Source organism: Paenilisteria newyorkensis (assembly GCF_000766145.1).
GTDB classification, from domain to species: domain Bacteria; phylum Bacillota; class Bacilli; order Lactobacillales; family Listeriaceae; genus Listeria_A; species Listeria_A newyorkensis.
In genome coordinates this window covers 31,294-45,628 of the sequence record NZ_JNFB01000014.1, presented here as the reverse complement: position 1 = coordinate 45,628, position 14,335 = coordinate 31,294, and the positions used below count along the sequence as shown (strand labels likewise).

Genomic DNA, 14,335 nt, shown 5'->3' with positions numbered 1-14,335 from the left:
CAATTATGTCATTAAGAAGTCAATCTGTTTTAAAAAATTTCAAAGGAAAGTAAGGTGTGTGCTTATGTTTAGTCATTCTTCAATTGGAATCGATTTAGGGACAGCGAATATTGTTGTTTACAATGAACTGCGAGGAATTATGTTTCGCGAACCTGCTGTCGTCGTTTTAGATGCCGAGACAAAAGAAGTCTATGCTATCGGGAATTTGGCAAAGCAAATGTACGGAAAAACGCCTACCACTTTAACAGCTATTAAACCACTAAAAGACGGTGTTATTGCTGATTTTGATAATGCAGTGAAATTATTGCAAGCCGTGCTGGATCGTGTTGCTCGCATCCATCACATCCCAATTCGTAAAACTGCCGCTAGTGTTAATGTCCCAGCTGGTGCAACGCTTGTCGAGCGAAATATTATTCGTGACGCTGTACTCGCGACTGGAATCAAAGTAGTCACCATTGTCGAGGCCCCCGTTGCCGCAGCGATTGGTGCTGGCCTTCCCATCGATGAGCCTGTTTCCAATATGATTGTCAATATTGGCGCTGGCACAACAGAAGTATCGATTGTTTCCTACCGCGGCGTGCTGGCTAATATGTCTGTCCGCTCTGCCGGTAATTCACTCGATGCCGAAATCATCCAATATTTCCGTGAAGAACACCATCTACTCATCGGTGACCTAACCGCCGAAAAAATAAAAAAGAAACTTGGTTACGCACCTGGTCCTCATGTCCTAAAAGCGATGGACGTCCGCGGTCGCAGCTTGCTAACAGGACTCCCAGCAACCACCAAAATATCCTCTGCTGACATCCAACCACTGATTACAGAATTTTTAGCAAAAATTATAAAAATGATTCACGTGATGGTAGAGCAATCCCCTGCTGAACTTAGCGGTGATATTATGGATCAAGGTATTATTTTAACTGGTGGTGGTTCCCAGCTAAACAGCTTTAAAGAATGGCTAACAAATCAAGTCGATTTCCCAGTCATACTCGATCCAAGCCCATTGGAATCGGTTGCAATCGGAACGGGCCGGATTCATCTTTATAGTCAACATACCGTATCTGGTGATTTGGAATTAACGACGCCACGCCTGAATCTCCCATTTTTCTCTTGAGTTAAATACTGGATTTGTGTTAAGTTCTTTACATGCGGTTTACGTTTTCCTAGCGAAAGCCTACTCCCACGCGATTCCTATATTACCTTTTTATATCATTATCTTTATAAGCCCCAACAATCGCAAAACTGCTTTATACTAGAGACTGTGCCGATAAAAGCATGAAAAGGAAATATGGAGGGTAAAAAAATGTTTGGTAATACAACGATTGGTATCGACCTTGGTACCGCAAACATCTTAGTGTACAGCAAATCTAAAGGAATAATTTTGAACGAGCCTTCTGTAGTTGCCATGGATGTAGACACCAAGTCCGTGCTTGCGATTGGCCAAGAAGCAAAAGAAATGATTGGAAAAACGCCTACTAATATTATTGCAGTTCGCCCATTAAAAGATGGCGTGATTGCTGATTATGACGTCACATCAGGTCTCTTACGCGAAATTATGCGTCGGGTCACAGGAGTTGTTGGAAATTCGGTGAAAAGGCCGAACGTCGTTGTTTGTGCACCAACTGGAGCAACTTCTGTGGAACGCCGTGCGATTATTGACGCGGTAAAATCGATGGGAGCAAAAGAAGTAACGCTTATTGAGGAACCGGTCGCAGCGGCAATTGGAGCTGATTTACCGGTGGATGAACCGATTGCAAATGTCATTGTCGATATCGGCGGTGGAACGAGTGAAATCGCCATCATCTCTTACGGTGGCATCGTAACAAGTACGTCTGTCCGAACTGGCGGCGACCACATGGACGACGAGATTATCCAACATATCCGCAAAAATTATAACCTCCTAGTCGGAGAAGCAACAGCCGAACGCATCAAAATGGAGCTTGGTTATGCGCCAATTCCCCATACAGAAATAACGATGGATGTACGCGGTCGCAACCTGTTAACCGGCTTGCCGATGACGCTGACCATTACATCTACCGAGATTCAAAAAGCATTGGAAGAAACGCTAGGCCGAATTCTCGAAGCAATTCGCGTGACGCTAGAACAATGTCCAGCTGAACTAAGCGGTGATATTGTCGATCGTGGCATCGTTTTAACTGGCGGTGGTTCGCAGCTACACGGCTTCCAAGAATGGCTTGTCAATCAAATCGATGTTCCCGTACATATGGCACCGAGTCCGTTAGAGTCCGTAGCTATCGGAACTGGCATGTCGCTTGAGTACATTGATAAAGTATCTAAAAAAATTAATTAAAATTTGAAAACCCGGGAAAACAAGTCGCATTTCGGCTCATTTTCCCGGGTTTTTTATCTATTTTAACAGTATTGGTAGGAACGTAATCACATCAAAAGCAATGTGAACGATCCATGTGACCCAGATAGAATTGGTTTTTTTGAATAAGTAATTTAAAACCAGTCTGCTTGGAATAATCGTGACTAAGCATTGCAGTGCATTATAGTCATAGGCTGGTAAATGCCATAATGCGAACAAAATCGAGCATAGCATCGTCGCTTGCCAGAATTTCCAGTTCAACTTTTTCCAGGCTGCGTAGAGAATTCCGATAGAGAGCAATTCTTCGCCAAGCAACATGAATGGGACATTTTCGATCACGTATTCCCATGACAGAACGCTGTTTATATCGTTCGACGTCATCCCGCCAGCGATTGCGGACCAAAGACTCCCAGCTAGCGTTCCGACGATGAATAAAAACGGGATTCCAATCACTAGCCATTTGAAGCTAAAATGTTTAAACCAATCTAGAAATTCTTCTTTTAGTATCATATATAGCAGAATAAACATGAGGGTTAGGTTGAAAAATGCACCAATAATTTCTAAATAGGATGTGTGAGGGAGTATAAAAGGCAGGAATTGATACGCTATCCCTACTACTATCGCGCTTAATAACACTAGATGACCTTGTTTTTGGCCTTCCTTTGAATGATTCATCTACTTGCTCCTTTTCGATAAATTGAGGTGTCACAAACTCGTAGATGCCAAATCCTTCTGTAAAGTGTTTCCTTTTTTATTACCCTCTTTTCATGATGTAAATCTGAATGCATAGGAAAGATTACGTTGCTAATTATATATAATTATTCGGAAATTCACATGTTTATTATATTACATTATAGCCATTTAAGCTTACACTTTTGTAACTCGATGAAATGTAAAAAGGATTGGCACAAGGTATTGTATCTGACCTCATGCCAACCATTTCATTTAGTTTAATTCCATCGTGTATAATTCGTTACCGTTATCATCCTGAATCGAAACAGAGGAAATCGTGTCGAGTGTCATCTCTGTTTTCTTTGTGAGTTGAATCAAGGCGTTTCTGTCATTGTAACCTGTGTGTAGTGGTTGCTTATACTCTTTACCGTCCGTTGATTTCAAAATGACTGTCGTGCCTTTGTCCAGAATTGTTTCCAACTCAGCCACGACTCCGATATACTGGTTTTTGTCACCTTGTAATTGCAATAATGAGACGTCATTATCGGATTGCGGATTATCATTTTTGGCAGTTTCCTTCACGACTAGTTTACTGTCTGGATACGTGAATTCTGCTAAATGATACACCCCTTCTTTATCGCGTAAAATCGCTGTGTAGATTTGTTTCTTTTGTGTCGCGCTACTTACTACCTTCCATTCTTTGTCAGCAATATATTTATTAACTGCTGGGAAAAAGGCATTTTTCTTCGCGCGTTCTGATGGGGCTGGGGATTTTATTTTACTTGGATTGAGTTCGTTCTCATAGACGCTGGCATTCGAATTGTTGCGTAATTCGATGCGCTTTAGTTCGCTCGCTGTTTTTGGATCTAGTGAGGGAATCGCGACAATCGCCACTGTTTTCCCGCCTCCCACTGCGCTTTTATTGGCTAGTGAAACACCGATTGCTTCGTCTACTTCTTCATTACTATCGAGCAAAACGAGTTCCGTCGCCTCTTTCGCGAGACTGGCATCATGGATTTCGACCATTGCGATTAAGCCGTCCAAGCCATTCATGAGGTTTATTTTCACCTTCGAATCTTTTGTTTTAAGCGCGGAGTCCAGTTGTATATTCGAAATATCTTTTCCATTCGTATCTTTGTAGTACTCGAGCACACCTGTTGTATCGTTGTCATCCTTCACATACGCTAGCTGGTAGTCTTTTAAATCTGTTTTCACATTCTGGATAACGGTCAGTGAATTGTCGCTCAGAACCTTGTCTATGCCTTCCTTACCACATGCTGCTAATCCGACTAGAAGTAGTACTCCTATCAATACTGGTATAAATTTCTTCAATCTGTTCCTTCCTCTCTCTTGATTTTTGCAAACAGATTGCTCCCCGCCTCTGTTTTATGTTAAAATGATAAAGTTCGTAAATGCAAGCATGTCCTGATAGCTCAGTAGGATAGAGCGACAGCCTCCTAAGCTGTAGGTCGTGGGTTCGATTCCCTCTCAGGACATTTTTTTAGTTGAAATACAAAAATTTTCATTTCACATACATTTATGTTAACTATTTTACTATATGCACCAAAAGATTCAACTTTTATGTACTATTTCATTATAGCGTTTTTTATTTCAAAAATAAAGCGTTAATCTTCTTTTTTTACTGTAATGTTACAAAATAATTTCTTCTGTGTTACTAACAATGATTTTGATGCTAAAAAGGATCTGGTTTTAATGCCAGATCCTTTTTTACTAGTGAATTAATTTACTTTTTTTAGCTTTTGCTGAGAGGCTTGGGACGATTTTGTCTAGTGGTTTTTTGAGTAGGATGCCCAACAGGATGAATAGGACGCCAAATATTGCGAGTAGGATGATGTCGTGTATGGCGTTTGGCCAGTAGATGCCGCCGACGCTTTCTCGTATTAGTCCGACCGCGTATGTGAACGGTAGGAATGGATAGATGGCTTGGAAAAATGGTGGTGATACTTGAATTGGGAAGTTTCCGCCTGCTCCTGATATTTGTAGGACGAGCAGGATGATTGCGATTCCTTTACCGACGTTGTTGAACAGCGAGACGAGTGTGTAGACGATAATCATGAAGACGACGCTGATAAACATGCTGAATAGGACGTGATAGACTGGGCTTGCGATGGATACGCCGAGAAGGAAAATGTTGCCGAGCGTGACGATGAGGGCTTGCGCGAGACCGATTGATAGGAACGTGAGTAATCTGCCAAAATAGACGTGATGGTGATTAAAGATGCCTCGTGGTACTTCGACGTCCACGCGCAATAGTGAGATGAGAAGCAAGGCGCCGACCCATAAACAAAGCGCTGTATAAAATGGCGAGCTAGCTGATCCGTAGTTTGGGATCGGATAGTACTTTGTCTCTTTCAGTTGGATTGGGTGCGCGATGAAATCACTATCTTTTTCGACGTCATTTCTGAGAAACGCGATGATTTGTTGCATATCATAATTTTGGTCAAATTCGTTGATGCGTGATGCCGCTTTATTGATGGCTTGCTCGAATTGTGGTAGTTCTGTTCTGGATAGATCAGCCGCAACTTTGACGGCTTTTTCAAATTCGGGGAACTTTTCCTCAATTAGTTTTGCGGCGTTATTTATTTCGGATTCTAGTGTCGGTAAATCATTGCGCACGAAGTCGCCGGCCTTGTGGATTTTAGCTTTTACGTCTGGGTAGTCTGACTTGTAAAAGGCTGCGGCTGTGTTGATACCGCTGATTACTGTGTCGAGTTTCGTATCGATGAACGCCGTCGCATCGCTTAGTGTTTGTTGCAATTCTGGTAATCGTTTCTGGAATTCTTTCAAGTAAGTCTGACTCGTTACAAGTGTCTGATTGGCGTTTTTCAGAATCGCTGCAATGTCTGGTAGTTTATTTTTGGCACCGTCTAGTAATGCACTACTTTTGGCGAGGTCTGCGCTGATTTCTTTTAGTGCTGCGTTGATTGTTGGTACAATCTTGGAGTCATACGCGCCGATAATCGCCGCTAAGTCATCGCTCACTTTTTTTGCCTCTGCGTTTAGTTGATCGAGTAAAGCTTGGCTAGGTTCTTCGCCTGCTTCGATGATTTTTTTGACTTCAGCCAGTGTTTGCTGTTGCGTCGCCAAGTCTTGTTGCATGGCTTTTAGGTCGCTGATGAAGCCTGTTAACGGTTTGTTTGGCAATGTTTCATTCAAGGAGGTCAGCAGCTCGATTTGTTTGGTGAGCATCGTGCTGGCGCTCGTTAATTGTGTGTCGATTTGATCGATGACTGTGATGACTTTGGCTGGGTCAATGCTGCCGTTTTTGAGCGCCTCGGTTAGTTCGTAGACGTTATTTGTGACTTGTTGTAGCAAAATCAGATTTTGTTTGATCGCTGGAGCCACCGTTTGGAAGGATTGGTCTACTTGTTTCGTGAAATCCGTGACTTTATCGGCGTATTTGGAGCCATCATCGGCAATTTTTTTGATAGTCGGCAAGGCTTTTTCTGCGTCTGAAATGATTCCGAGCGCTTTGGTGGACTCGGATAGCGCATCGTTGACCGTTTTTTGAATCGTTCCAAAATTAGCGTTGACCGCTTTTACGTCCGTCGCGATTTGCTTGATTTCTGGTATTTTCTGCTGTAATACGAGGATGTCTTCGCCCAGTTTGTCGAGCTGCGGTAACTGCGATTCAATGCGTAATAGGTCTTGTGCGGCTGCGTTGATTTGTGGCATACTCTGATTTAGCTCCGCCACTTGGTTCGCTTTTCTTTTTAAATCGGGTAGCTTTCCTTCTAAAATAACAGCCTGCTTGCCCATCTCGATAATCTGCGGCATACTCTGCTTCACTTGGAAAACTTTATCCTTGATATGGCGCAAAGTCGGTAGCTCATTTTCCAGATCGATTCCTGCTTGGTTAAGCTCTGAGAGAACAGAACTGCTGACTTTATCGATGAATTCTGAACTGATTTGGTCCACAATGGTCGACGCGCCTTTATCTGTTATTTTCGGGGCAATCGCGTTTATTTTCTCGTTCACCGCGTATTGAATCGTTGGCTTCGTTGGGTCTCCGCCGACAACTGAAACGATATCCTTCGAAAAATCAGCCGGAATAAAAATAGCCGCGTAGTAGTCGCCTTTTTTCACGCCTTCTTTGGCTTTATCTTCCGTCGTGAATGTCCAACCTAGCGAGTCATTTTTCTTCAGCTGTTCTTTGAGTTGTGTGCCAACATTAATTTTTTGCGGACTTTTTCCTGGAACGGTAATTTCTGCGCCCTCGTCTTCGATAACAACGGCAACTTTGATTCCTGATGTGTTAGAATATGGATCCCAAAGCGCTTCGATATTAAACCACGCGTATAGAGATGGCAAAATGACGAGCGCAAGCACTAGAGTCAGAGCAATCGGTGCTTTAAAAAGCCGACGCCAATCGAGTATAAAAATACCCCAGATTTTCTTCATTCTTCACATCCCCCTTATATTTCCTCACGTCCGATTATACAGGGCGAACTGGATGACTGCAATAAAAAATACAAGCCAGAGCACTTTTTACAGTACTTAGCTTGTATTTCTTTCGCTTATTTATGTTCTTTTAAACGGAAATGTTGCCAAGGTTGGATTGTTTTTAAGAGATAGCGTTCTTAGCGGTTTTTATCAATCGTTATGCCTACAAGCTCGATGTTATCAGTGTCATATACTTGGAAATCGTGGTGCTTGAATTTATGGTTCTATTCTATCAATACTGTATTAAATTAATTTTTATACCATATTTTTTTTATTTCTTCCATGCTCAGAGACACCCACTCTTCTTTCCATAATTGGAAATATGGGATATCATTCGAAGCTGGTTCGGGACTACACTTATCAACCTGTACTATTGATGGTAAAACTACTGCATCACCAATTAATAAACACTCGCCAGCCCTAAGCGAAGGCATTTTCTCGACTAAGTCTCCAAGTGTATCAGGCAAAAGTCTTTTCACATAATTTTGATCATTCGGATTCGTTAATCTAAGTGCCAAAAAATTACTACACTGAGAAAAAATAGTTTCAGATATCTCTGACGGTCTTTGACTAGCTAGGAGAAGAGAAACCCCATATTTACGACCTTCTTTAGCTATCCTCTCAATTGATTGTTTAGATGCTCTATACTTAACTAAATCACTATTTGGCACATATTTATGCGCTTCTTCATAAACCAGTAGTAGCGGCACATCATTATTACAGTCTGTTCCAGGATTATTCTCGTGCCTCAAACGTTTATAATAATAGCCGTACTCAAACATGATTCTTGACACAAGTGAAACTGTTATACTCAACACCTCGAATGGCACCCCACTCAAATCTAAAATAGTAACGTTTGAAGTATCTTCACCATAACCAATTAACTGTTCAATTGTGTTTTCAAAAGATATTTCTTTTGACCTTTCTCCTAATAAAAAGTCCAGTCTACTATCATTTATTTTATTCTCTAAGCGACTAACATAATTTGAAAGCTTACCATTCAAGGGACCTGCTTTTAGCTTATTACTAGCTCCAGGAACCATCTCTACATTCTTATCCTCAGCCGCGCTTAGTATATCATTTAGTTCAAAAAAAAGTGGCGAATCAAAATGAATTTTTTCTTTTAAGAAAGAATCACCATCAAAATGCTTCTTTCTGCTTGAAATAATAGTCTCTTTGAAAATATTTCGTTGATTATGATCATTTGCATCTGTATCTAGAAATAGTTCCTGCAACTCATCACTGTTGAGCAACCAATATGGTAACACTAGATTAGATGTATCTATTATTCGAGCATCAGGAAAAGCAGCTTTATATTCTGCGTGAATATCAAAAATTATCACATGAGAATTATTTAAACCCATATAAGATGACTTTTTAGATAAAACAGCCTCTTGTATAATTTTAGCTACAGAATGAGATTTTCCTGAGCCGGTAGAACCAACAACTGCAATGTGTTTATTAAAGAATCTATCCCCATCTACAGGTACGGGGATATCTCTATCAGTTGATAGTTTAGAGAACACAAATTTCTTATCATCTTTCAAAGATTCTTCAAAAATTTGCTTTATTTCTTCTTTCTTAGCAGGCTCAACTTTTTTAGGTGGAATAGCAATTGTATCGCCTCCTCTCTCAAACTCTCCATTTCTAATAATCCCTAATGGATTAGCTTCCAGTATGTATTTTCTATCTCCCTTTTCACTAACCTCAATTGTGAAATTTTCAATAACTGCAATTAGTACTGCATTTTCATTATCAGCTATTCGTAGATAAGATCCAACTTTTAGCTTTTCATCAGCAATTTTAAAATCCTCTAATTTATCTACTGCAATTCTGACCTTATTTGGAAAAACTGATATAACTTCCGCATTAATAGACTCTTTAATCAAAACTTCTCCCCCTAGTTCTTTAGATTATTTGATTCAAATCGTTAATTGATGTTATTGGGAGTACAATGTGTCTGTACTCATCATTATTATAAAATGGAGCTTCTAAATAAAACTGATATAATTCTCGAACGTTACTCAGCTTATTTAATATTTCTGATACATTTCCTAACTCATTAACTATTTTTAATCTGATTTGATTTTGGTGATTAGCCTCCACACATATTGAGTCACAATGAAAATCAGCATCTTTAAATGAGTGCCCATCTAAAAAAACAATCCCGTCATCTCTAAGAGCTTTTTTTATCAAGAGTAGTTTCCTGTCATCAACTCCATAGAGATGAACATATGGACAAAATGGTGTTTTCTCTCGCTTAGATATATTAGTCATCTTTCCGGAAATCATAATCAGCATCGATTTTATATCAATATAAGATGAGTCACCTCTACAATCTATTAGAAAAAAACGCGAGTAAGGAGATCTATTTAACTCTGAAAAATATAATTTCTTGACGTTTTGACAATACGTCTTTATACCACGAATCCCTATATACCAAAGATTGAACAAATTTTCTTTATCACTACCTAATTCCCTTAAGAAGCTCTGCCTATCCGTTTCCCTATCCTCTTTTTTTGCTTTAGTCGCTAAATCTCTGATAATCTTTAGAGCCTTGTTATAGTAAAACTCAGCTTCCATTAAAGTGCAACTGAATATTACTTGTATTTCGGCAAGTATGTTCTGGTTTTGTTTTTCAAATTCCGTTGCGTTTATATCAACTACTAGAGCTTCTAAGAATTCTTGTATATCCTCATCTTCTAGTCCTAAGCTAATGTGTGCTTCGTATGCTATATTGTCAGCCCTATACTTGAAAAAATGTTTTTTTGCAAAGTTGACATCGATAACGTCTGGTAACTTGTGCTGTCCTTTAGAGTAGTAACCATACAGCATGTATTTTATAGGATTCCCTCTATTCTCTGCAAAATGCTTCAACATAAAGCGAATAGGCTTTCCAATAATTGAATGATTGTATTCTGTAGCCTCGTAGTACTTACATTGAATGGAAATTTTTTCATCAATATTTAAAATATCAACATCCTCAATTCCTTCAATACAAACTGTTGCATTCCCAGAAGCTTTTAATAATTTTAATATCGAATAATCGAATTGGTAAAAATAGCCTTTTATTGTAGCTGTAGCATCTCTAGTTTTAGCCAAATGATACCTACCCCCTTTAGCTCATCATTATATCACATTTAACCGCTTACTTTAACTTTTTTATCTAAATATATCAAATATATTCATACATAGATCCACTTAGCGACCTATTATCATAATCCTCAACTTCACAGTAATTGCACATTTATTTATATAGTTAATGATACTAAAGACGACGGCGAAAACTACCACAAATAAAAAAACAAGCCTACGCACAATAAAATTGGTAGACTTGGTTTTTGAATTTATTTATGTTCTTTTAAACGGAAATGTTGCCAAGGTTGGATTGTTTTTAAGAGATAGCGTTCTTCTGGAATTACTCGGCCAACGATGTTTGTGTTACCGGAGTTTTCCATTTCGCGAAGAGCTACTTGCATTTCGCCTTTATAGCGCTCGTAGCCGTTGTTATCGATGGTTACGTCGCCAAGTTCGATGGTATCTGTATCGTGTGCTGGGAAATCGTGTTGTTTAAAGTTAACACGCGTCATGGTTGAGCGCAACACGTATTCTGAAGCATCGCCGCGATTGAAATGCTTTTGCGTTGTTACGATTTCTTTTTCAACAGCTGTGGCGCCGTCAAGGAATGTGACCGCAAGTTCTAGCTCGTTACGGTTTAATTCGCCGAGTGCTTTCAACTCTTCTTCTGACGCGTACATGTTGCCAATAATCACGTCATCGATCAAGCCGGTGTTCCATAAGTCTTTTGCTTGAACAGTAATCGGCATGCCACGGTGTTCTTCCAATGTTGGAAGTCCGCCATCTACAACAAACCACGGTCCAAATTTACCAGCGTTGGAAGATACGAAAGCCGCTGTACGCAAGTTGTATTTTTTGAATTGGGCGCTTGTACGAAGGAAATGCTCGCGAGAAAGCGCTGTATAACGACGTGGATAGAAGTTATGACAACCGATAATATTCGCTGTATTTGCTTGGTATGACAAGATATTATCGACATATTTCGTTCCGTTCGAGATATTTAGTTCGATTTGCAAATCATTATCATCAAAAGACATCGCCGCTTCTTCCGCACCAGAAAAACCTAAATCTAAACGCAGACCGGATAATCCTAATTCTTTAAAACGCCCTAAGTCCTGATATGTCAGGTTTAATGAGGCAAAAACGCCAGGATCAACGTCAGCAATCACTTCATAGCCGAGCTTATTTGCTGTTTGGCAAATCGTTTCTAATTTCGCAAACTCTGCTTCGTCATTTGCCGAAATTAAACACGTGAAAATACGGCTAAAACCATATTTTGCAGCAGTCTCGATGTAATTTAACGAATCCTCCAGTGGGGCATGTTGCGGGAATACTGAAATACCTAATTTTCTCATAATAAGTAAACTTCCTCTCTACAAATATTTAAAATGGGGATGAGGAAAACTCCTCACCCCCATTTTTATAATTACTTAACGCGATATAATTCTACAATTTCGATCGCTAAATCTTTGAAAGTAATAGCGTTCATCAAGTGATCTTGCGCGTGAACTAGAAGTAAAGATACTTCTGTTTTCTCACCGCGAGCTTCGCCTTGAATTAGTTTTGTTTGGGAATGATGTGCTTCAAGTAATGATTGTTCTGCTTTTTGGATTTGTTCGTCCGCTAAAGCAAAGTCACCTTTTTTAGCTGCATCGATTGCTAGCATGGCATCGCTTTTTGCGTTACCACCAAACATGATTAGATTCATAATTGTCAGTTCTAATTCTTCCATTAAGTTCCACATCCTTGAGTAAATTTGTTGTGGCTCTTAGAAAGCGTACTTTGCTTACTTAGAGCCTCAATATACATGTGAACAAAGTGAACATGTCATCCATCTTGTTCCGCACTTCGTCTTGTCCGGCTTCCCCACACCAGCTCCTCGGAAATTTCGTGGCCTCCGAAAAAGCCAAAGGATGGCTTTTTCTGCGCCCTCTAACAATTTCTGTCGGAGCTAACGGGTGTGGTCAGCTCTTCGTTTTAAAAGTTATCTTCTGTCGGTTCGCCGGCTGCTGCTGCTTTTTCACGGCGGATTTCTTGAATTTCTGCTACTTTAATGAATGGTGCGTAGATGAGTACGGCTACGGCGATATTGACCGCGGCTAGAACCCCACCTGTCCAACTTTGTGTAGCGAGTACCCCACCAATGATCGGCGGTGTAGTCCAAGGTGTTACGATTGTTGCTGCTGGTACCATGCCTAGTGATGTCGCGAAGTAAGCGATTGTAACAAGCACTAGTGGAGCCAAGATGTAAGGTACGAATAGGATTGGATTTAACACAATCGGTAGACCAAACATTAATGGTTCGTTGATGTTGAATAGTCCAGGAGCTGAAGCTAGTCCTGATACAGTAACGTATTGCTTATTGCGGCGACCAAATAGGAATACCGAAATAATGATGGCAATCGTTGCACCAGTACCACCTAAGTTGACGAAAGAGTCAAAGAAAGGTTTGTTAACGATGTAAGGAGCGTCTAAACCGTGGTTGATTGCGATAACGTTTTTAGCGATCGCGTCCACGTTAATTGTTTGCATGAATGGCTCGATAATGTTCGCACCGTGAAGTCCGAAGAACCATAGGAATGAAGAAATAAATGCAAGTAGTAATGCTGCTGGTAATGTATTCGCAAGGCCCATGAACGGTTCTTGAATTAGTTTGTAGAATTCGCCAACGATATCTTTTACGCCTAATCCGAAAAGGATCGTTGTAAACATTGCAAAAATACTTACTGTGATCATCGCTGGGAAAAGTGCCGCGAATGATCTAGATACTGCCGGCGGAACACCGTCTGGCATTTTGATAATAAGTTTTGAATTTCCACTTAAACGTGTGAATAATTCGGTTGAAAGTAGAGCTACGATAAGGGCTAAAAATAGGCCTGACGAGCTAAGTCCTGTTAAACCACCAATGGCAAAGAAAGAAGAAACAGATACAACACCACTTGATAAAGCATCTTTATCATATGATTTCGCTAGGTTATAAGCTACAGTAAAAGCAGTTAAAAGTGCTAGAATCGCGAATGTACCGTTCCAAATATTTCCCCCAAAAGATTTCCAAAGCGCTTCCCCAAATAAGTTATTCATGAAGTCTTGGTAAGCCTGGATTGGCAAGTTGTTGATTAATGTCCCTAATGACCCCAAGATCATTAATGGCATTGTTGAAATGAAACCATCACGGATAGCAACTAGATGACGCTGCCCACCGACTTTGGCTGCATAAGGAATAAAGTACTTTTCCATAAATGCGATAAAACCATTCATTTGTATTTCCCCCAATAATTTTATTTTGGACGAGACGTTTGCCTCCTCCTATATTTAAGCAGTCACAAGGTACCGCTTATTCCCCAAGTAAAGATAGTGCTTGATCTAAAACTTTTTCGCCATTCATCATACCGTAATCAATACTGTTGATGACTGCGACGGGCTTCCCGAATGGTTCTAGTTTTTTCTTGAATTTGCTTTCTAAGAACCTGACCTGTGGCCCCAATAGTAAGACGTCGATTTTGCCAATATTATCTGGCGCCTCGGCTTCTGATACTGCAAAAATTTTGGCTTCGAGATTTTTGTCCTCTGCCGCCTTCTCCATCTTTGTGACTAGCAAACTGGTTGACATACCCGCGGAACAAACTAACATGATTGTTTTCACTTCGATTCATCCTCCCTAAAACGCTATTTCTTAACCCTCACTCTTATAATTGCAAGTTCCGTGCCAACTTTTAAAATTCGAGAAAAACGCATGAGAACCCCGAATTTTTGCTTACACATGAACAAAAAACAAGTGTGTAAATTATGTACACA

Annotated in this window: 11 protein-coding genes and 1 tRNA gene; 3 read left to right on the top strand and 9 right to left on the bottom strand. The window is 40.2% G+C overall.

What is annotated here, in order from left to right; translation table 11 throughout:
* Nucleotides 1-64: 64 nt before the first annotated feature.
* Entirely contained in the window at nt 65-1,111 is a 1,047-nt protein-coding gene (gene mreB / locus EP58_RS07800) for a rod shape-determining protein (RefSeq protein WP_036092082.1), read from the top strand.
* Between the two features lie 189 nt (nt 1,112-1,300).
* The gene (gene mreBH / locus EP58_RS07795; RefSeq protein WP_036092079.1) at nt 1,301-2,308 is read left to right on the top strand and encodes a rod-share determining protein MreBH; all 1,008 of its coding nucleotides are present in this window, start codon (nt 1,301-1,303) and stop codon (nt 2,306-2,308) included.
* Nucleotides 2,309-2,365: 57 nt separating this feature from the next.
* Here mreBH and EP58_RS07790 read toward each other — a convergent pair whose 3' ends face one another.
* The gene (locus tag EP58_RS07790; RefSeq protein ID WP_036092078.1) at nt 2,366-3,001 is read right to left on the bottom strand and encodes a CPBP family intramembrane glutamic endopeptidase; all 636 of its coding nucleotides are present in this window, start codon (nt 2,999-3,001) and stop codon (nt 2,366-2,368) included.
* Between the two features lie 270 nt (nt 3,002-3,271).
* Nucleotides 3,272-4,330: a hypothetical protein gene (locus EP58_RS07785; RefSeq protein WP_036092076.1), complete on the bottom strand. Its 1,059-nt coding sequence runs from the start codon at nt 4,328-4,330 to the stop codon at nt 3,272-3,274.
* Nucleotides 4,331-4,420: 90 nt separating this feature from the next.
* On the opposite strand from EP58_RS07785, the gene EP58_RS07780 reads away from it, so the two are divergent.
* Nucleotides 4,421-4,494 (top strand) — tRNA-Arg (locus tag EP58_RS07780).
* 235 nt (nt 4,495-4,729) lie between these two features.
* Here EP58_RS07780 and EP58_RS07775 read toward each other — a convergent pair.
* The 7 genes from EP58_RS07775 to EP58_RS07745 form a co-directional block, all read right to left on the bottom strand.
* Nucleotides 4,730-7,420, bottom strand: coding sequence for a YhgE/Pip domain-containing protein (locus tag EP58_RS07775; protein WP_036092075.1), 2,691 nt, complete (start codon nt 7,418-7,420; stop codon nt 4,730-4,732).
* A 290-nt stretch (nt 7,421-7,710) separates the two neighbouring features.
* Entirely contained in the window at nt 7,711-9,351 is a 1,641-nt protein-coding gene (locus tag EP58_RS07770; RefSeq protein ID WP_036092074.1) for an ATP-binding protein, read from the bottom strand.
* A gap of 19 nt (nt 9,352-9,370) precedes the next feature.
* Complete coding sequence (locus EP58_RS07765) at nt 9,371-10,564, bottom strand: DUF4297 family anti-phage-associated protein (RefSeq protein WP_036092073.1); 1,194 nt, start codon at nt 10,562-10,564, stop codon at nt 9,371-9,373.
* 245 nt (nt 10,565-10,809) lie between these two features.
* Entirely contained in the window at nt 10,810-11,895 is a 1,086-nt protein-coding gene (locus EP58_RS07760; protein ID WP_036092072.1) for a DUF871 domain-containing protein, read from the bottom strand.
* Between the two features lie 71 nt (nt 11,896-11,966).
* Complete coding sequence (locus EP58_RS07755; RefSeq protein ID WP_036067278.1) at nt 11,967-12,272, bottom strand: PTS sugar transporter subunit IIA; 306 nt, start codon at nt 12,270-12,272, stop codon at nt 11,967-11,969.
* A 245-nt stretch (nt 12,273-12,517) separates the two neighbouring features.
* The gene (locus EP58_RS07750; RefSeq protein ID WP_036092071.1) at nt 12,518-13,798 is read right to left on the bottom strand and encodes a PTS sugar transporter subunit IIC; all 1,281 of its coding nucleotides are present in this window, start codon (nt 13,796-13,798) and stop codon (nt 12,518-12,520) included.
* Between the two features lie 76 nt (nt 13,799-13,874).
* Nucleotides 13,875-14,183, bottom strand: a complete 309-nt coding sequence (locus tag EP58_RS07745; RefSeq protein WP_103035028.1) for a PTS sugar transporter subunit IIB — start codon at nt 14,181-14,183, stop codon at nt 13,875-13,877.
* Between the last annotated feature and the right edge of the window lie 152 nt (nt 14,184-14,335).